Raw genomic sequence first — 19,030 nt, 5'->3', positions numbered from 1 at the left:
AACATTTGGCGGTGGTCGGCGTAATGCCTCCATCAACGGAATGGTAACCCCAACCGATGAAGCCAAGGAGATTATCTATGAGCGATGCCATCAAGACTGCTGCAGCGCGCATCAAGGAAGACGCGCTGAACCTCGCCGAACGTGCCCGCACGGAAGCTGCGAGTGCATTCGCATCGGTCAATGACCACCGCGACGAACTGCGCGCCAAGGCCACCGAAACCGCCAAGCTGGCCGGTGAAGTGATTTCGGAGAACGCCCGGATCGCATCCGACCTCGCCCGCCGCAACGCGAACGCTGCCGCGCACATCATTTCGGACAATGCCAAGGCGCTGACCACCGAAATGGGCCCGCTTCGCGACAAGGCCGGCGAACTAGCGCAAGATGCCTCTGAGCGTCTGACGGTTGCCGCACGCGACCTTTCCGCCAAGGTCAGCCAGAACAGCAAATACGCCGCCGACCAGGCACGCGCGCATCCGGCAGTGGCCATCGGCCTTGCGGCTGGCGGTATCGCGCTGATCGCAGCGGCCATCGCGCTGACCCGCAAGAGCAAGGTCGATCCTGCGCCGCAGGCCGACGAGAATAGCGACTATGTCGATCCGACCGTTGTTCCTTCGACGACCAGCGCAGCAGGTGCGCCGTATACGAACACCAAGCGGTAATCAGCCCCGGCTGTAACCCGCCCAACAGATAGGTGCTGCGCGCGATTCCCTCATGCGCGGTGCCTCGGGGCCTGTTTTCCGGCAAGAGGCGCCCCCCGCTTCAGGAGAGCAGGCCCCATCATTCTAACGACCGGTCATCGGTCGCTGCGACCTCAGACAGGGGCAGATGCTGCGGCTCTCGGGCCGTAGTTTCTGCTCCTGTTCTGTTACCGACCCCTGAAACCAGCGTCGCTTACCAGCCGCATTGCTTGCCCTTGTTCTGTTCCTTGAGCCACGTCTGGAGCGGCGCGAAATATTCGACCATCGCGGTGCCATCCATTTCGCGCGATCCGGTGAACGCCTCGAGCGCATCGGGCCAGGGCTTGGACGCACCCATCTCCAGCATCGCGTTCAGCCGGTTGCCGACCTCCTTGTTGCCGTAGAAGGTGCACCGATGGAGCGGGCCCTTCCAGCCGGCGATGTCGCACGCGGCCTTGTAGAACTGGAACTGCAGGATTCGCGCGAGGAAATAGCGGGTATAGGGCGTGTTGCCGGGGATATGGTATTTCGCGCCAGCGTCGAACGCATTGTCGGGCCGATCAACCGGCGGCGTGATCCCCTGGTACTGCAGGCGCAGCGCCGTCCAGGCCTCGTTGTATCCGGCAGGCTTGATACTGCCGTCGAACACGCCCCAGCGCCACCGGTCGACCAGCAGGCCGAAGGGCAGGAACGCCAGCTTGTCCATGCCCTGCCGCAGAAGCAGCCCAAGGTCCTTGTCCGCGCCGGGTACCTTGGCCTTGTCGAGCAGGCCGATCTCGACCAGATAATCGGGCGTGATCGACAGCGCGACCATGTCGCCGATCGCCTCGTGGAAGCCATCATTGGCGCCATCGAGATGCAGCGTGTCCTGCTTGTTATAGGCCCGCTGATAGTAATTGTGCCCCAACTCATGGTGGATGGTGGTGAAGTCGTCGGCATTCACCTTGATGCACATCTTGATGCGGATATCGTCCTTGTTGTCGACATCCCAGGCAGACGCATGGCAGATCACCTCGCGGTCGGCGGGCTTGGTGAACTGCGAGCGCTGCCAGAAGGTTTCGGGCAACGGCGCAAAGCCCAGCGAGGAGAAGAACGCCTCCCCGCCCTTGACCATCTTGATCGGATCATACTGCTTGGCCTTGAGCAGCTCGGTGACATCATAGCCGATGTCGCCCGCGCCCGCAGGCGCCACCACATCATAGATGTTGCCCCATTCCTGCGCCCACATGTTGCCGAGCAGATCGGCGCGGATCGGGCCGGTCTTGGCCTGCACCGCATCACCATATTTCTCGTTGAGCTTGGTACGGGTGTAGCAGTGCAGATCGTCGTACAGCGGCTTGACCTGCTGCCAGAGCTTCTCGGTCAGCGCGGCGAACTCGTCCGCGCTCATATCGTATTGCGAGCGCCACATCGCGCCGACATTCTTGAAGCCCAGCTCGCGCGCGCCCTGGTTGGCGATGTCGACCATCCGGGCGTAGTCGTCCTTCATCGGCGCGCCGACATTGTCGTGCCAGCTCGCCCACATTTCCTTGAGCGCATCGGGGTCACGGCTTTCGCCCATGGCTGCCTCGATGTCCGATCCGTTCACCGGCTTGCCATCAAGCGTACCCTTGCCCTTGCCGTAGATCGACTGCAGGTTGGTGGCGATGGTGTTGAGCTCGGCCGCTGCGCCCGGAGTGGTCGGCGCGGGCAGCACGATGCCGCCGCGCATCTTGTCGAGCTTGCGCCGCGTCTCGTCGCTGAGTCCTGCGACATCGTTGAACTTCGCCGCCTCGAGCGCGAAGCGCACCTGCATCTCGGTCCCCTTGGCGCCGACCTCGGCCGCCAGCGCATTGGTATCGTCGGTCAGATAGGTCGAGTTGACCCAGAACACTCTGCTCGCCGAGATGATGTAGTCGTACATCTCCTTTTCGGCAGCGGTAACAAAGGCATCGGCATCGGCAGCGGTCGGCCTGGCAGCGGCGCTCTGCGGAGCAGCATCCTCGGCAAATGCGGGAACAGCGCAGGCGGCAACCGACAATGCGATGACGGACACGATCGATTTCAGGGATTTCATTTCAGACACCTTCTCATCATGCGCCGTACACCGGCGCAGCAGCATGGCAGCAACGATGGAACCGCCACGGCGGAGCGTCAAGCGGTGAGAAATGAAACCATTTCGTCCGCCAGCGCGGGCTCCAGCACGCTCGACATGTGCGTGCCCCTGATCTCGCGATAGGTTGCAACGTGCAGCTGCCGCGCCAGCTCGGGCGCAGAGCCGTTGTCCTGGTCGTCGGCGCCGCAGACCACCAGCACGGGAACGTCGCGCTTGACCAGCGCATCGGTATCGACGTCGCCAAAGCTGTCTAGCAGCAAGCGCGCAGCGATGGGGTCGATCCCCTGGGTCTTCATGAACGCAACCGCCAGAAAATGCGGATCGCCGCGTTTGACCTCGTCGCGCAGGTTGATCGCGGTGACGAAGAAATCGCGCCGCCGTCCCCAGCCGGTCAGCCCTTCCCAGCCCATGCCGGCGAGCACCGCCTTGCGCGGGGTCACCCCTGCCGCCAGCAGCTTGGCGGTGGTGCGCGCCCCCAGCGAGAAGCCACCGAGGTCGAAATCATCGAGCCCGAGCGTATCGATCAGCGACAATGCATCGTCGACCAGCACATCGCGCGGATAAGCGGCTGGATCATGCGGCGCGCCGCTTGCGCCGTGCGCGCGCAGATCGGGCATGATGACGCGAAAGCCCGCGCTCGCCAGCCTTGCCGCATGGCCGAACTTGATCCAGTTGGTCTCCGCGCTCGAGAACAGCCCGTGGAGCAGCAACAGCGCCCTGCCCTCGCCGGTTTGGTGCACCGCAAGCTCGGTGCCGTCGAAGGAGCGGATGCGGCTGGTGGTGATGGTGGTGCTGGGCTGGGTCATCCCCGCTCTTTAAGGCCAGCCTGCTCCATGCGCCAGATGGCAAGATCGATCCGATCCTGACCGAAAAACGGTTCGCCATCGAACACCAGGGTCGGCACGCCCCAGTGGCCCGCCATTTCCAGCGCTTCCTGGTTGGCGGCAAGCTCGGCGTCCAGCGCCTCGGGCTCGGCCAGCGCAATGGCGTCAAGCTCGGCGAGGTCAAGCCCGGCCCGCGCGGCTGCCCCTGCCAGATGCTCGCCCTCGTGCCAGCCAGCGGTGCCGCCCCAGATCAGCCGCGAAACCTCGTCGCAGAAGGCAAGGCTCCTGCCCTGACGCGAGGCCACCTGCCCCAGCCGCGTGATGCGATAGACATGAGGCTGGTCGGGCGAGATCGTCCGCGTCGCGATGTTCTGCTTGATCGGGTCTGGGTTCGGCGGCGCGAACGGGATGTCCAGATACTGCGCCAGCCGGAATACGTCTGTCAGCGTGTAACGCAGCCAGCCGGGCTGGCTCTTCTCGAAGAAATCGGGTTGGCGGATCGCCAGCGGATAGACCGGGCGCAGGTTGAGCGCGAGGTCATAGCGCTCTGCCATCGCGCGATACCGCCGCGTCGCGAGATAGCTGTAAGGCGAGCGGAACGACCAGAAGATGTCGGCTGTCAATGTCATGACACAAAGACTGCCAAAACATCCGTCCGGATGCAAATGCATTCGCACTTTGAGTTAGTGTCATATGCTATTATATCGATAGCCATGACAGACTCGATCGGTTTTCTCATCAACGATACCGCCAGGCTTTTCCGCCGGATGTTCGACGGCAACATCCGCGATCTGGGAATGACCAGCCTGCAATGGCGCACGGTCGCACGGCTCAAGCGCGAGCCCGGCATGCGCCAGAGCGAGATGGCCGATCTGCTCGAAGTCGAGCCGATCACGCTTTCGCGGATGATCGATCGGCTGGTGGAATCGGGCATGGTGTGCCGCAAGCCCGATCCGAACGACCGCCGCGCCTGGAACCTGTATCTGACCGAAAAGGCCGAACCGCTGATGGCGCAACTGCAGCGCGAGGCCGATCTGGTGCAGGAGCTTGCCCTGACAGGGCTGAGCCAGGAAGAGCGCGCCGTTCTGGGCGATCTTGTCGAGCGCATGCGCTTGAACCTGTCGCGGCGGGAGGCGGTCGATGCTTGACGGCGACAGCAAGGCAACCTCCCCCGAAACGCAGGACACTTTGGTCGCGCCGGCGTCCGAAGCAGGCAGCCGACCTTCCGCGATCGATATCCGGGAAAAGCCTTCCCGGCGCTGGGCCGTGCGCGGCCTGATGCTGGCGGTGCCTGTCGTGCTGCTGGCTTTGGGCGCCTATTACTGGCTGTCTGGCGGGCGCTATGTCTCCACCGACAATGCCTATGTGCAGCAGGACAAGGTTGCCATTTCGGCAGAGGTCGGCGGGCGCATCATCGATGTCAGGGTCCGCGAGAACATGTCCGTCAAGCAGGGCGACATCCTCTTCCGCGTCGATCCCGAACCCTATGCGCTGGCCGTGCGCCAGGCCGATGCCGATATCGCAGGCGCTGAGGTCTCGGTCGCCACGCTGGCGAGCGAAGCGCGCTCGACTGGCGTCGGGATAGCGTCCGCGCGCGATGCAATCGCCTATGCGCGGATCGATCTGGAGCGCCAGCAGGCGCTGATGGAGCGCGGTTTCACCACCAGGGCACGGCTCGACGAAGCCGAGCGCAGGGTAGAAATGGCGCGCGAGCAACTGCGCGCTGCCGAGGCCAGCGCGGCCGAGGCGAGATCGCGGCTGGCAACTGGAACGGCTGTCCCGGGCGTCAGCCCCGCCATCGCGCAGGCCCGGGTGCGTCGCGACACTGCTGCGCTCAATCTCGACCGCACCGTGATCCGCGCGCCCGTTGGTGGCCGCGTGGTCCAGGCAGAGCGGCTGCAGCGCGGCCAGGCCATGGTCGTCGGCCTTCCCGCGCTCACACTGGTGGTCGATGACCGCAGCTGGATCGAGGCAAATTTCAAGGAGACCGACCTCAACCACATGCGGGTTGGTCAGCCAGCCGAGGTCAGGCTGGATGCCTATCCCGATCTCAAGCTGACCGGGCGGGTGGAAAGCATCGGCGCGGGAACGGGGTCGGAGTTCTCGATCCTTCCGGCGCAGAATGCGACCGGCAACTGGGTGAAGGTAACCCAGCGGGTGCCGGTACGCATCCGGCTGGACAAAACCGCTGACCGGCGGCTGATCGCAGGGCTTTCGGCAGACGTCACTATTGATACCGGCAAGCACCGCTAGGACCGGGCAATGGCCAGCCGCGCCGCCCCTGCCCGTTTCGCCGGGCCTGCGCCGGGGGCCCTGCCCATCGACCTGCCCGCCATGCCGGTTCGCCACCGGGGACTGCTGACGCTCGCAGTGATGATGGCGACGATCATGCAGATCCTCGACACCACTATCGCCAATGTCGCGCTTCCGCACATGCAATCCAGCCTGGGCGCAACCGCCGATACGGTGACCTGGGCGCTGACCAGCTATCTGGTCGCATCTGCGATCGCGATGCCGATCACCGGCTGGCTGGCCGAGCGCGTCGGATCACGCAACCTGTTCGTCTGGGCGGTCATCGCCTTCACGCTCGCCTCGATGGCGTGCGGCGCGGCGGCCACGCTGGAAGAGATGGTGCTGTTCCGTGCCATCCAGGGGATTGCTGCAGCATTCATCGGTCCCTTGTCGCAGACCGTGCTGATGGACATCAACCCGCCCAGCGGCCAGGCGCGCGCGATGTCGATCTGGGGCATGGGGATCATGATCGGGCCGATCATGGGGCCGGTGCTGGGCGGCTGGCTGACGGAGAGCTACAGCTGGCGCTGGGTGTTTCTGGTCAATGTGCCGGTGGGCATCGTCACCATCGCGCTGCTTGCCTGGCTGCTGCCCAGCCGGGAGCGCACCCGCCGCCGGTTCGACCTGTTCGGCTTTTCGATGCTCGCGCTCGGGCTTGCCGCGATGCAGATCATGCTCGATCGCGGCACCCAGCTCGACTGGTTTTCCAGCCCCGAAATCCTGATCGAAGCCGCAATCTCGATTTCATGTCTGTGGATTTTCGCGGTGCATATGATCTGGGGTCGCAATCCGCTGTTCGAGCGCGGCCTGCTGGGCAATCGCAACATGGCCGCTGCCTTGCTGTTCATGCTGGTGGTGGGCGTGGTGATGTTTGCCAGCATGGCGCTGCTACCGCCGATGCTGCAGCAGCTGTTCGGCTATTCGGTGCTGGATACCGGCCTGCTGCTGGCCCCGCGCGGGCTGGGCATCCTGATCAGCATGGGGGTGGCAGGCAGGCTGGTGAACACGGTCGACCCGCGCTATCTGATGATCACCGGGGCTGCGACCGCGACCTATTCGCTGTGGATGATGACTGGATGGTCGCTGGACATGACCTGGCACCCGATAGTGGTCGCAGGGTTCGTGCAGGGGATCGGGATGGGCCTGTTGTTCATCCCGCTCAATTTTCTGGCGTTTGCCACGCTCGAGCCCCGCCACCGTACAGATGGTGCCAGCCTGCTCAACCTGGCCCGCAGCCTGGGCGCGTCGGTCAGCATCTCCGTGCTGACCACATTGCTCAGCTTCAATATCCAGGTCAGCCACAGCGATCTGGCCGCGCACATCACCGGTTCGTCGCTTTCTATGCTGGACCCCGGCACTGCCGACAAGTTCGGGTCGCTGGGCGATGCGGCGTTGCTGGTGGTCAATGCCCAGATCAACCGCCAGGCAGCGATGATCGCCTATATCGACGATTTCCACGCGATGATGCTGGTCAATCTCGCCGCGATCCCGCTGCTTCTGCTGCTGCGCCGCCCCAAGAACATGGCCGTCGCCCCGGTCCATATCGGGGAGTGAGAGCACAGAAGGCTCGTAAAGCGCGGTGAGGTTAGCGCCCTCACCGCGCTTACGTTTCAGCCCTTTTTGAGGTGGCGGCGGCCCAGCAGTTCGGCGATCTGCACCGCGTTGAGTGCCGCGCCCTTGCGCAGGTTGTCCGACACGCACCACAAGGAGATGCCGTTCTCGACCGTGCTGTCGTCGCGCACGCGGCTGATATAGGTCGCGCCATCGCCGACGCACTCGACCGGGGTCACGTATCCGCCGTCTTCGCGCTTGTCGACCAGCATGATTCCCGGCGCTTCACGCAGGATCTTCTGCGCGTCCTCGGCGCTCAGTTCGTTTTCGAACTCGATGTTAACCGCTTCCGAATGGCCGACGAACACTGGCACGCGCACGCAGGTCGCGACCAGCTTGATCTTGGGATCGAGGATCTTCTTGGTCTCGACCACCATCTTCCACTCTTCCTTGGTCGACCCATCGTCGAGGAAGACATCGATGTGCGGGATGACGTTGAAGGCGATCTGCTTGGTGAACTTCTTTGCTTCAGCGCTGTCGCCGACGAAGATGTTGCGCGACTGCTCGAACAGCTCGTCCATGCCTTCCTTGCCCGCGCCCGACACCGACTGATAGGTCGCGACGACGACCCGCTTGATCGTCGCGGCATCGTGCAGAGGCTTGAGCGCGACGACCAATTGAGCGGTCGAACAATTGGGGTTGGCGATGATGTTGCGCGCCTTGTAGCCATCGATCGCATCGGGGTTCACTTCCGGAACGATCAGCGGCACGTCGGGCTCCATGCGATACAGCGACGAGTTGTCGATGACGACGCAGCCCTGCGAGGCGGCCTTGGGCGCATAGATCTTGGTCGCGGCAGAGCCGGCTGCGAACAGCGCGATATCCCAGCCGGTGAAATCAAAGTGCTCGATGTTCTGCACCTTGATCATCTTGCCGGTATCGCCGAACTCGACCGTGGTGCCCGTCGAACGCGACGAGGCAACAGCTGCGATTTCATCAATCGGGAACTCGCGCTCGGCCAGGATGGCCAGCATTTCGCGACCGACATTTCCGGTCGCGCCGACTACGACTACTCGATAACCCACGGATCAATTCCTCCAGTGCAATGCACCGGGGCGCCTAGCGGCTCAGCCCCGGCAATACAAGCTGCGAGTGGCGAAGATGCGACGGCGCGAAGATTTTATTGCGCCACATCTGCAGCTTGCGAAACAAACCGTCCATCCGCTTGCCTTCAACTCGCCGAAAATTCCCGGATGGGGATCGGGGAGTTGGGCGGGCCTGCATCGGGACGACGTGACAACGAAAAAGGGCGGCCTTTGCAGACCGCCCTTTTGCAAGATCAAAGACTGTCGAAAACGATCAGGCTTCGGTGCTGCCCTTGGCGGGACGGTTGTCGCGACGCTCTGCAATACGTGCGCGTTTGCCGGTCAGGCCGCGCAGATAATACAGCTTCGCACGACGCACGACGCCGCGGCGCACCACGGTGATCGAATCGATGTTGGGCGAATAGAGCGGGAACACGCGCTCGACGCCTTCACCGAACGAAATCTTGCGCACGGTGAAGTTGGAGCCGAGGCCCCGGTTCGAACGTGCAATGCACACGCCTTCGTAATTCTGGACGCGGGTGCGGTCGCCTTCGACCACGCGCACGCCGACGCGGATGGTATCGCCAGCCCGGAAGTCGGGGATGGTCTTGCTAGCCTTGAATGCCTCGATAGCTTCAGCTTCGAGCGTCTGGATGAGGTTCATATGACCTGTCCTATCTTTTTCGCCGCGCACCAGAGGGCGACTGATCCGGAGCGCCCCCATGGCGCTCCCAAAGATCCGGCCGCCTTAGCCGTGTTATCTCCGCAGCCTGGCTGTCACGCCATGCCCGGATTTTCGCGTGATCCCCCGATCGCAGCACTTCGGGGATCGCACGCCCTTCCCAAATTTGAGGTCGGGTGTAGTGCGGATATTCGAGCAAACCGTTCTCGAACGATTCTTCGTCTCCGCTGGAAGAGGCGCCCATTACATCGGGCAACAGCCGAACGCAAGCGTCAAGCAGCACTAAAGCCCCGGTTTCCCCGCCCGAAAGCACGTAATCGCCGATCGAAATCTCCTCGATCGGCCTCGCCTCGAACAATCGCTCGTCAAACCCCTCGAATCGCCCGCACAGGATCGTCACGCCTGGGCCGTCCGCGAGTTGCCTTACGCGCGCTTGGGTGAGCGGCGCGCCGCGCGGTGTCATCGCGATCACTGGCGCGTTCGGCGAGCGTTCAAGTGCATGATCGACCGCGCTGGCGAGCACATCGGCGCGCAGCACCATCCCCGCCCCGCCACCCGCAGGCGTATCATCGACACTGCGGTGCTTGTCGGTGGCAAAGTCACGAATCTGGATCGCGTCGAGCGACCACCGCCCCTCGGACAGCGCACGCCCCGCGATGCTGTGGCCGAGCGGGCCAGGGAACATCTCGGGGTAGAGCGTGAGGATCTGGGCTGCGAAGGTCATTGGGTCCAGTTCTCGACCTTGAGGCCGGGGATGTCGGCGAAATCATTCTCATTGTCCGTGACCATGATAAGATTCTGGGACAATGCCTGTGCAGCAATCAGGCGGTCATAGCTGCGACGCTTGAACGGCAACGCGGCATAGGCGCGGGCTGCTGCGATGTCGAAGGCCAAGACGGGTACTTCCTCGAGAAAGGCTTGCAGTTGAGCGAACCCAGGGGGCTTTCCCCGAACCGATCCGAGAGCAACCTCGGCGATAGCGATGGCGGACGTGACAATGTCCCCCTCAAAACACTCACCGGCGCGACCGACAACACGATCGTCTGCGTTCATCGTCAGGGCAATGACGACGTTACTGTCGAGCAGGTATTTCATGAACCGTCACTGCCGCCCAACAAATCCCAGCGCAGCGGCCGCTCTTCAAACACCCTGTCCTCGGGTTTGATCGGTTTGAGGCTGGTCGCTGACCCCGCCACCTTATCGATATTGAACTTGCGCCTTGGCGCGCCGATTTCCCGAACAACATATTCGCCATTCTGTTCGGTGATCGTCCACTCCCGATCCGGTTCGATCCCCAGTGCCGCAGGCATGCGCATGGCGACGGAATTGCCAGACTTGAAACTCTTTGCCCGGTATTCCTTACCCATCACGGCCTCCTGTATATACGCGATGTATATACTATTCGGCCCACACAGGGTCAATCGCGATGCGGTCGTCGCCGATATCGGCGGATGCGACCGGAACCATGAAGGTCTTGCCGTCGGGCCTCGCGATATCGAGCAGGTCGCCTGCGCCGAAATCTTCGATCGCACGAACGGTACCGAGCGGCTCGCCGGTTTCGGACACTACGAGCAGGCCGATCATGTCGGCATGATAGTATTCGCCCTCGCCCAAGGGCGGAAGCGCGGAGCGCGGGACGGTGAGTTCGGTGCCGCGCGCCGCTTCGGCGGCGTTGCGGTCGGTGATCTCGGCAAAGCGCGCGATGCCGAGGTCCTTCTGCGGACGCAGCGACTTGAGGGTCAACGCTCCGCTGTTGAAGCTCTTGTGCGCCTTCACGCCGTCGAGGCCGGAGCCGAACAGCTTGAGGCGCACTTCGCCGGTCACGCCATGCGCGCCGACGATGACGGCCAGGGTTATCGGACGGTCGGGCATAGAGGCGCTTTCAACAGTGCGTTCAATCTTTGCCCACCCCGGTCCGGCAAGCCGGACCCTCCCCTCCCGCAAGCGGGAGGGGAGAGGCGTCGTGGCTTAGCCTTCGGCCGATTCAGCAGGTGCTTCTTCAGCAGCGGCTTCTTCAGTGGGCGCTTCTTCAGTGGCGGGCTCTTCAGCCGGTGCGTTCTTGGCTTCTTCGGCAGCGCGAGCGGCTTCTTCGGCTTCGGCGATCTTGGTCGCCTTCTCTTCAGCGCGTTCCTTGGCCTTTTCCCCCGGTTCACCCTTCTTCAGGTTCACGGTCGCCTTGCGTTCCTTGATGCCCATGGTGTCGAGGAAGCGGGCAACGCGATCGGTGGGCTGCGCGCCGACCGACAGCCAGTGCTTGGCGCGCTCTTCATTGATCTTGACGCGCTCGCCCGAATCCTTGGCGAGCAGCGGGTTGTAGATGCCGATCTGCTCGAGATACTTGCCGTCACGCGGTGCGCGGCTGTTGGCAACGACGATCTTGTAATAGGGGCGCTTCTTGGAACCGCCGCGCGACAGACGCATGGAAATAGACATGTGAACCTTACCTTTCTGATATAATTAGATTTAAATCACTTTTTCTTGAAATTCTGAAAGCCCGGGGGAAGCCCGTTGGGCAGTCCCGGCAGCCCGCCGGAAATGCCCTTGCCGCCGCCACCGTTGCCGCCACCCAAAAGCCCGGCGATATCGTCCTCGGTCGGCATCTTGCCGCCGCCCAGAGGACCGCCGCCACCGCCGCCGCCGAACATCGCGGCCAGCCCCTTGAGGCCGCCCATCTTGCGGATCTTCTTCATCGCGCCTTCCATCTCCTGATGCATCTTGAGCACCCGGTTGACGTCCTGCACGGTGGTTCCCGATCCCTTGGCGATGCGGATCTTGCGCTTGGCGTTGAGCAAGGCGGGTTTCTCGCGCTCTTTGGGGGTCATCGATCCGATGATGGCATCCATATGCACCAGCACCTTGTCGTCGACACCGCTCGCGCTCATCGCCGCCTTGGCCTTCTTCATGCCCGGCATCATGCCTGCAAGCGCACCGAGGCCGCCCATCTTGGTCATCTGGCGAAGCTGGGTGCGCAGGTCGTTCATGTCGAACTGACCCTTGGACATCTTGGCGGCGAGCTTGTCGGCGTCTTCGCGCTCGACCGTCGCAGCGGCCTTTTCGACCAGGCTGACGACGTCGCCCATGCCCAAGATGCGGCCAGCGACCCGGCCCGGATGGAACGGCTCGATCGCGTCCATCTTCTCGCCCATGCCGACAAACTTGATCGGACGGCCAGTGACAGCACGCATCGAAAGCGCCGCACCGCCGCGCGCATCGCCGTCCATGCGGGTCAGCACGACGCCGGTCAGCGGCACCTGCTCTGAGAAGTTCTGCGCAACGTTGACCGCGTCCTGACCGGTGAGCGAGTCGACGACGAGCAGGATTTCCTTGGGCGTTGCCTCATTGGCGACCGCCTTCATCTCGTCCATAAGCTGCTGGTCGACATGCAGGCGACCCGCGGTATCGAGCATCACGACATCGAACGACTGCAGCTTGGCGGACTGAAGCGCCCGGCGCGCAATATCCACCGGCATCTGGCCCGCAACGATCGGCAGCGTGGCGACGTTGACCTGCTCGCCCAGCACCTTGAGCTGCTCCTGCGCGGCAGGGCGCTGCACGTCGAGCGAGGCCATCATGACCTTCTTGCCGTGCTTTTCCTTGAGCAGCTTGGCGATCTTGGCGGTGCTGGTGGTCTTGCCCGAGCCCTGCAGGCCGACCATCATGATGACGGCGGGCGGGGCTACGGCGAGATCGAGGTCGCTGGCTTCGGATCCCAGCATTTCGGTCAGCGCGTCGTTGACGATCTTGACGACCTGCTGGCCGGGCGCGACCGACTTGAGCACCGACTGGCCCACGGCCTTTTCGGTGACGGAATTGATGAAATCGCGGACGACGGGCAAAGCGACATCGGCTTCGAGCAGCGCGATGCGGACTTCGCGCATCGCCGAGCGGACGTCCTCTTCCTTCAGCGCGCCGCGGCCACGCAGCTTGTCGAACACGCCGCCAAGGCGATCAGTCAGATTATCGAACATATCCGCTTCTCCTTCTGCCCGCCCACATGGCCCGCCAAACCGTCCCGATCAACCACCCCGGCTCATCGGCCAGGCCTGCCCTTGCGCCAAACGCACAAAACGCCGGTGGGCGAAACCTCGCCGACCGGCGCGCGCATGGACCGGCAATGCGGTTTCAGCGGCGGGACAGGATGCCCATGCACTATCGGGTGCACACAGGCTGGGCGGGCCATTAGCGCAACCTCGGTCCGCTGGCAACCCCCGCACCGCAAGGCGGCGCGGCCGGGGCCTGCTTAACCGCATCTTGACCATCGTGTCGCCCAGAAATACTGAAAAGCCGCCCTTCGCCCCTTCCCAAGCGTAAACGATGTTTTAACGCTCGCGGCTTACGTTCCTTGCCATTCAGCCGGATAATCCAGGCCGGTTGAGGGGAATGATGGTGCAAAACGTGAAATCCGATCCCACCAACAGCGATCGCACGGGGGCTCTGGCCGACCGAGCGGTGCGGGGACGCGACTTCATTGCAGGCGGCATCATGACCGCAGCTATCCTGATGTTCGTCGGCACAGCCGGCAGCGTCCTCCCGACCGTGATCAACCGCTATCATGGCATGGCGGTCTCTCCGGACAACATCGCGGTCACCGCGCTTCTGCTCAACATCGCGCTGATCATCTTCGGCTGGCGGCGCTACAGCGAGCTTTACGACGAGATTGCGCATCACAAGAACGCCGAGGAGCAGGCCAAGACTCTGGCGGTCACCGATCCGCTGACGGGCTGCCTCAACCGCCGCGCCATCGGCGAGGCGACATCGAGCCTGATCGCCCAGGCCACGCGGCGCGAGATGACGGTTGCGTACCTCATGCTCGACCTAGACAACTTCAAGAACATCAACGACATCCAGGGCCATGACGCAGGCGACAAGGTGCTGGTCGAGGTCGCGCGGCGACTGAAGGCGACCATGCCCCCCAACAGCCATGTTGCGCGGCTGGGCGGCGACGAATTCGCCTGCACCTTCATCTTCGACGCCGATTTCCCGGAAACCGTGCAGCGCGTGGCAGAGGACATGATCGAGCAGGTCAGCAAGCCGATCCCTGGTCCCGTGGGCCATGGCGATGCCGAACTGACCGTCACCGCGTCGATCGGCATTGCGCGCGCAGACCTGTGCGACAACAGCCTGGACGTGCTGATGCGTCGCGCCGACATCGCGATGTATGCGAGCAAGAAGCACGGCCGCAACCGCTATTGCTGGTTCGACCCGCGGATGGAAAGCGAAGTCCAGTTCCGCAACAAGATCGAATCGGGAATGCGCATCGGCATCGGCCGCGGCGAGTTCGTGCCCTATTACGAACAGCAGATCGACCTGGCTTCCGGAACGCTGATCGGCTTCGAGGTGCTCGCACGCTGGAACTCGCCCGAGTTGGGCCAGATCGCGCCCGATATCTTCATCCCCATCGCCGAGGACACCGGCATGATCGGCGACCTGTCCGCCTGCGTCATCCGCCAGGCGATGGAGGACGCGCGCAACTGGGACCAGAGCCTGACCATCTCGGTCAACATCTCGCCGGTCCAGCTGCGCGACCCGTGGCTGGCCCAGAAGATCGTCAAGCTGCTGGTCGAGACCGGATTTCCCGCCAGCCGGCTGGAGATCGAGATCACCGAAAGCTGCCTGTTCGAGAACATGGGGCTCGCCCAGTCGATCATCGGCAGCCTGAAGAACCAGGGCGTGCGCGTCGCGCTCGACGATTTCGGCACCGGCTACAGCTCGCTCGCGCATCTGCGCGCGCTGCCGTTCGACCGTATCAAGATCGACCGCAGCTTCGTCACCTCGATGAACGAGAGCAAGGAAAGCCGCGCCATCGTCCAGACCATCGCCCTGCTGGGCGAGTCGATGGGGCTGCCGATCACCGCCGAAGGAATCGAGGATGGCGACCTGATCGAGCACCTGACTGCAATCGGCTGCGCCAAGGGCCAGGGCTTCCATTTCGGCCAGCCCCTGTCTGTCGAACAGGCGCGCCGCCTGCTTGCCGACCGCAACATGCTGGGCCTTCCTGTGCAGCCGCGCACGCAGGACCATTCGGACGACACCGACGATCTTGCGGGCCTTACCGAACCGCAGCGCCGCGCCGCCCTAGGCGAATAACCGCTCGGCGGGGCGACAATCCCGATTGGCCTTCTCAAGCCCGCCTGCAACGTCTAAAGCGCGGCCATGGCGCAACACCGCTTCCACAAGATGCACGGCCTCGGCAATGACTTCGTCATTTTCGACGCCCGCGAGCATGATCTTTCGCTGACGGCCGAGCAGGTCCGCGCGCTTGCCGACCGGCATCTGGGCATCGGCTGCGACCAGCTGATCGTGATGCGTGCGCCCAGCGCCTCTGGCACCGCCGACATGGCGATGCAGATCTTCAACCATGACGGCAGCGAAGTCAGCGCCTGCGGCAATGCCACCCGCTGCGTCGTCGCGCTGGCGGGGCACGATGTGCTGATCGAGACCGGCGCGGGCCTGCTGCACGGCACGCTCGGCGATGGCGCGGTGACCATCGACATGGGGCTGCCGGGGCTGGAGTGGGACACCCTCCCCCTCGCCTACCCCATGGACACGGCGCATCTGCCCGTGGGCTGGGAGGATCTGACCGACCCTGCCGCTGTCAGCATGGGCAATCCGCACGTAATCTTCTTCGTCGCTGACGGTGCCGCAGTCGACCTCGAACGGCTGGGGCCGCTGATCGAACACGACCCGCTGTTCCCCGAACGAGTCAACGTCAACGTGGCACAGATCGCCGATGACGGCATCCATCTGCGGGTGTGGGAACGCGGCGCGGGGCTGACGCTCGCGTGCGGCACCGGGGCGTGCGCGACTGCGGTTGCCGCGATCCGCCGCAAGCTGGTGACTGGTCCGGTGCAGGTGCACCTGCCCGGTGGCACGCTGACCATCGACTGGCAGCCGGGCGGCCATGTGTCGATGACCGGGCCGACCACGCACGTCTTCACCGGCGAGATCGACATCTGACGCCGATGGCCGAACCCGTTGTCTCCGCGACCGGCCCCGAGATCATCTCGATGGGCTGCCGCCTCAACATTGCCGAGGGTGAGGCGATGCGCAGCCTGCTGGCCGGGCGCGACGACGTGGTGGTGATCAACAGCTGTGCGGTGACCAACGAGGCGGTGCGCCAGACGCGGCAGGCCATCCGCAAGGCGCGGAAGTCCCGGCCCGAAGCGCAGATCGTGGTCACCGGGTGCGCAGCGCAGACGGACCCTGCGATGTTCGCGGGCATGCCCGAGGTCGACCGGGTGCTGGGCAATATCGACAAGCTCGATGCCGCGAGCTTTGATCCGCGCGCCAATGCCAAGGCCCGCGTCTCCGACATCATGGCGGTCCGCCAGACCGCACCACACATGGTCACCAGCTTTGCCGAACATGCCCGCGCGTTCGTCGAGGTGCAGAACGGCTGTGATCATCGCTGCACCTTCTGCATCATCCCTTATGGCCGCGGCAACAGCCGCTCGGTGCCTGCAGGCGCGGTGGTCGATGCGGTGCGCGCGCTGGTCGATCGCGGCTATGCCGAGGTGGTGCTGACCGGGGTCGACGTCACCAGCTATGGCCCGGACCTGCCCGGATCGCCGACCCTGGGAATGCTGATCGAACGCATCCTCAAGCTGGTGCCGGCGCTCCAGCGCCTGCGGCTGTCCTCGCTCGACGGGGTCGAGGTGGACGATCGCCTGTTCGACCTGATCACCGAAGAGCCCCGCATCATGCCGCACGTCCACCTGTCAATGCAGTCGGGTGACGACATGATCCTGAAGCGGATGAAGCGCCGCCACAGCCGGGCGCAGGCGATCGCGCTGGTCGAGCGGATGAAGGCCAAGCGCCCCGAGATCGCGATCGGCGCGGACCTGATCGCCGGCTTTCCGACCGAAGACGAGGCGATGCATGCGCAGAACCTTGCGATCCTTGATGCCTGCGACGTGGTCCACGGCCATATCTTCCCCTTCTCGCCCCGCGCGGGAACGCCCGCAGCGCGGATGCCTCAGCTGGACCGCGCGCTGGTCAAGGCCCGCGCTGCCGAGATGCGCGCCGCGGCGAAGAGCCGGGCCGATCGCTGGCGCCAGTCGCTGCTCGGGACCCGGCAGAACCTCCTGGTCGAGCGCGACGGGCGCACCGGCCATGGCGAAAACTTTGTGCGCATCGCTTTGCCTGCGGCCGATCCTTCCCATATCGGAAAGATCGTGCCAGTGACGATCACGGGGCAGGATGGCGATACGCTGACAGCGGAGACAAGAATATGACCGAGGGCAGCTGGAGCGAGCGCCTCCTGGGCGGCTTTCGCAAGACGTCGGACAAGCTGACCCAGAACATCACCGGGCTGGTCACCAAGTCGCGGCTTGACGAGGACCAGCTGGACGAGATCGAGGAAGCGCTGATCGTCAGCGATCTTGGGCCCCAGATGGCGGGCAAGGTGCGCACGCGGCTGTCCGAAGGGCGCTTCGAACGCGGGCTCGACGAGGAAGGCCTGCGCGAGATCGTCGGCGAGGAAATCGCCAAGTCCTTGCGCACCGTTGCCGAACCGCTCGACATCATCGCCTTCCCGCGCCCGCAGGTGATCCTGGTGATCGGCGTCAACGGATCGGGCAAGACCACCACCATCGCCAAGCTCGCCCACCTGTTCCAGGAGCAGGATTACGGCGTCATGCTGGCGGCGGGTGACACCTTCCGCGCAGCCGCGATCGGCCAGCTCAAGATCTGGGCGGACCGGCTGGGCATCCCCATCGTCAGCGGCAAGGAAGGCGGCGACGCAGCAGGCATCGTGTTCGACGCGGTCAAACAGGCGACTGCCACCGGCATCGACGTGCTGATCGTTGATACCGCAGGCCGCCTGCAGAACAAGCGCGAGCTGATGGACGAGCTTGCCAAGATCCGCCGCGTGCTGGGCCGTCTCAACCCGCAGGCACCGCATGACGTGGTGCTGGTGCTCGATGCGACCAACGGGCAGAACGCCCTGTCGCAGATAGAAACCTTCAAGGAGGTGGCGGGCGTTACCGGTCTTGTGATGACCAAGCTCGATGGCACTGCGCGTGGCGGCATATTGGTGGCGGCGGCCGAGAAGTTCGGCCTGCCGATCCACGCGATCGGCGTCGGCGAGACCATCGATGACTTGAGGCCCTTCGACCCCGAATATCTGGCGCATGTGATCGCCGGAGGAGCAAAATGAGCGAAGAACTGCCCAATGCGACCGAGGTGATAGCGCCGAAGAAATCGGAAGGCAGCCTGTTGCCGCTGCTGCTCGATTTCGGCCCGCTGCTGATCTTCTTCGCGGTGTTCAAGCTGACCCAGAGCGACGGCGCCGCGCTCGCCTCCACCCGCGCCGCGATCAACGGGACGCTGGCGTTCATGGCCGCGATCCTGGTCGCGGTGGCGGTTTCCAAATGGAAGCTCGGCCGCGTGTCGCCGATGCTATGGCTGTCGGCGGTGCTGGTCGTCGGCTTCGGCGCGCTGACCGTCTATTTCAACGACGAGAGTTTCATCCAGATCAAGCCGACGATCATCTACACCGCGTTTGCGGTGCTGCTGCTGGGCGGCTGGATGACCGGCCGCCCGCTGCTGCGCTATCTGCTGCAGGCGGCGTACGACGGCCTCAATGAGACCGGCTGGATGAAGCTGTCGCGCAACTGGGGGCTGTTCTTTGCAGGCATGGCGCTGATCAACGAGGCCCTGCGCTACAGCCTCGACTTCGAAACCTGGCTGACGGTCAAGGTCTGGGGCGTCACCGCGCTCTCCTTCCTCTTCGCGATGAGCCAGATCCCGATGCTGATGAAGCATGGGTTGGCGCTTGAAGGCGCTGAAACGAAAGAATAAACAAATTGCCTGCGGCCTCGGAG

Annotated in this window: 20 protein-coding genes; 9 read left to right on the top strand and 11 right to left on the bottom strand. The window is 63.9% G+C overall.

The features are described 5' to 3' along the window. Positions 1–77 precede the first annotated feature (77 nt). Positions 78–659 carry a hypothetical protein gene (locus BSY18_RS02325; protein ID WP_069049526.1) on the top strand — a complete coding sequence of 194 codons (582 nt, stop codon included), beginning with the start codon at positions 78–80 and terminating at the stop codon, positions 657–659. Between the two features lie 232 nt (positions 660–891). On the opposite strand, the gene BSY18_RS02320 is transcribed toward BSY18_RS02325, so the two are convergent. The 3 genes from BSY18_RS02320 to BSY18_RS02310 form a co-directional block, all read right to left on the bottom strand. Next, entirely contained in the window at positions 892–2,733 is a 1,842-nt protein-coding gene (locus BSY18_RS02320) for a M2 family metallopeptidase (RefSeq protein WP_150126187.1), read from the bottom strand. Positions 2,734–2,810: 77 nt separating this feature from the next. Next, positions 2,811–3,578, bottom strand: a complete 768-nt coding sequence (locus tag BSY18_RS02315) for an alpha/beta fold hydrolase (protein WP_069049525.1) — start codon at positions 3,576–3,578, stop codon at positions 2,811–2,813. Beyond that, complete coding sequence (locus tag BSY18_RS02310) at positions 3,575–4,225, bottom strand: 2-hydroxychromene-2-carboxylate isomerase (protein ID WP_069049524.1); 651 nt, start codon at positions 4,223–4,225, stop codon at positions 3,575–3,577. The genes BSY18_RS02315 and BSY18_RS02310 overlap by 4 nt, the downstream gene beginning before the upstream one ends. Positions 4,226–4,309: 84 nt before the next feature. Here BSY18_RS02310 and BSY18_RS02305 point away from each other — a divergent pair, with 84 nt between their 5' ends. Genes BSY18_RS02305 through BSY18_RS02295 form a run of 3 tightly spaced genes read left to right on the top strand, consistent with a single transcriptional unit; the run spans position 4,310 to position 7,442 of the window. Continuing rightward, positions 4,310–4,744: a MarR family winged helix-turn-helix transcriptional regulator gene (locus BSY18_RS02305; protein WP_069049523.1), complete on the top strand. Its 435-nt coding sequence runs from the start codon at positions 4,310–4,312 to the stop codon at positions 4,742–4,744. Next, positions 4,737–5,849 (top strand): HlyD family secretion protein, encoded by a 1,113-nt coding sequence (locus BSY18_RS02300; protein ID WP_069049522.1) that lies wholly within the window; start codon positions 4,737–4,739, stop codon positions 5,847–5,849. The genes BSY18_RS02305 and BSY18_RS02300 overlap by 8 nt, the downstream gene beginning before the upstream one ends. A gap of 9 nt (positions 5,850–5,858) precedes the next feature. Next, the gene (locus BSY18_RS02295; protein ID WP_069049521.1) at positions 5,859–7,442 is read left to right on the top strand and encodes a DHA2 family efflux MFS transporter permease subunit; all 1,584 of its coding nucleotides are present in this window, start codon (positions 5,859–5,861) and stop codon (positions 7,440–7,442) included. A gap of 56 nt (positions 7,443–7,498) precedes the next feature. Here BSY18_RS02295 and BSY18_RS02290 read toward each other — a convergent pair whose 3' ends face one another. The 8 genes from BSY18_RS02290 to ffh form a co-directional block, all read right to left on the bottom strand. Beyond that, on the bottom strand, positions 7,499–8,524 hold the full coding sequence (locus BSY18_RS02290) for an aspartate-semialdehyde dehydrogenase (protein WP_054134472.1): 1,026 nt from the start codon (positions 8,522–8,524) through the stop codon (positions 7,499–7,501). 274 nt (positions 8,525–8,798) lie between these two features. Beyond that, positions 8,799–9,188, bottom strand: a complete 390-nt coding sequence (rplS, locus tag BSY18_RS02285) for a 50S ribosomal protein L19 (RefSeq protein WP_054134473.1) — start codon at positions 9,186–9,188, stop codon at positions 8,799–8,801. A 10-nt stretch (positions 9,189–9,198) separates the two neighbouring features. Beyond that, a complete protein-coding gene (gene trmD / locus BSY18_RS02280; RefSeq protein WP_069049520.1) occupies positions 9,199–9,930 on the bottom strand; it encodes a tRNA (guanosine(37)-N1)-methyltransferase TrmD in 732 nt (243 codons plus the stop codon). Continuing rightward, on the bottom strand, positions 9,927–10,301 hold the full coding sequence (locus tag BSY18_RS02275) for a type II toxin-antitoxin system VapC family toxin (protein WP_069049519.1): 375 nt from the start codon (positions 10,299–10,301) through the stop codon (positions 9,927–9,929). The genes trmD and BSY18_RS02275 overlap by 4 nt, the downstream gene beginning before the upstream one ends. Then, the gene (locus BSY18_RS02270) at positions 10,298–10,573 is read right to left on the bottom strand and encodes a hypothetical protein (RefSeq protein WP_069049518.1); all 276 of its coding nucleotides are present in this window, start codon (positions 10,571–10,573) and stop codon (positions 10,298–10,300) included. The genes BSY18_RS02275 and BSY18_RS02270 overlap by 4 nt, the downstream gene beginning before the upstream one ends. Before the next feature lie 31 nt (positions 10,574–10,604). After that, positions 10,605–11,078, bottom strand: a complete 474-nt coding sequence (gene rimM / locus BSY18_RS02265) for a ribosome maturation factor RimM (protein ID WP_069049517.1) — start codon at positions 11,076–11,078, stop codon at positions 10,605–10,607. Between the two features lie 96 nt (positions 11,079–11,174). Continuing rightward, entirely contained in the window at positions 11,175–11,639 is a 465-nt protein-coding gene (gene rpsP / locus BSY18_RS02260) for a 30S ribosomal protein S16 (RefSeq protein WP_069049516.1), read from the bottom strand. A gap of 35 nt (positions 11,640–11,674) precedes the next feature. Beyond that, positions 11,675–13,174 (bottom strand): signal recognition particle protein, encoded by a 1,500-nt coding sequence (gene ffh / locus BSY18_RS02255; RefSeq protein WP_054134479.1) that lies wholly within the window; start codon positions 13,172–13,174, stop codon positions 11,675–11,677. A gap of 415 nt (positions 13,175–13,589) precedes the next feature. Between ffh and BSY18_RS02250 the strand changes: the two genes are divergently transcribed. The 5 genes from BSY18_RS02250 (at position 13,590) to BSY18_RS02230 (ending at position 19,007) form a co-directional block, all read left to right on the top strand. Further along, positions 13,590–15,293, top strand: coding sequence for a putative bifunctional diguanylate cyclase/phosphodiesterase (locus BSY18_RS02250; RefSeq protein ID WP_442856577.1), 1,704 nt, complete (start codon positions 13,590–13,592; stop codon positions 15,291–15,293). 66 nt (positions 15,294–15,359) lie between these two features. Continuing rightward, positions 15,360–16,163, top strand: a complete 804-nt coding sequence (gene dapF, locus BSY18_RS02245) for a diaminopimelate epimerase (protein WP_069049514.1) — start codon at positions 15,360–15,362, stop codon at positions 16,161–16,163. A gap of 5 nt (positions 16,164–16,168) precedes the next feature. Further along, positions 16,169–17,440 carry a tRNA (N(6)-L-threonylcarbamoyladenosine(37)-C(2))-methylthiotransferase MtaB gene (gene mtaB / locus BSY18_RS02240; RefSeq protein WP_069049513.1) on the top strand — a complete coding sequence of 424 codons (1,272 nt, stop codon included), beginning with the start codon at positions 16,169–16,171 and terminating at the stop codon, positions 17,438–17,440. Beyond that, positions 17,437–18,363, top strand: coding sequence for a signal recognition particle-docking protein FtsY (ftsY, locus tag BSY18_RS02235; protein ID WP_069049512.1), 927 nt, complete (start codon positions 17,437–17,439; stop codon positions 18,361–18,363). The genes mtaB and ftsY overlap by 4 nt, the downstream gene beginning before the upstream one ends. After that, complete coding sequence (locus BSY18_RS02230; RefSeq protein ID WP_069049511.1) at positions 18,360–19,007, top strand: inner membrane-spanning protein YciB; 648 nt, start codon at positions 18,360–18,362, stop codon at positions 19,005–19,007. Before ftsY ends, BSY18_RS02230 begins: the two co-directional genes overlap by 4 nt. Positions 19,008–19,030 lie beyond the last annotated feature (23 nt).

Source organism: Blastomonas sp. RAC04 (genome assembly GCF_001713435.1).
GTDB classification, from domain to species: domain Bacteria; phylum Pseudomonadota; class Alphaproteobacteria; order Sphingomonadales; family Sphingomonadaceae; genus Blastomonas; species Blastomonas fulva.
Note: the sequence above shows the minus strand (reverse complement) of the source record. Positions and strands in the feature narration are given on the sequence as shown.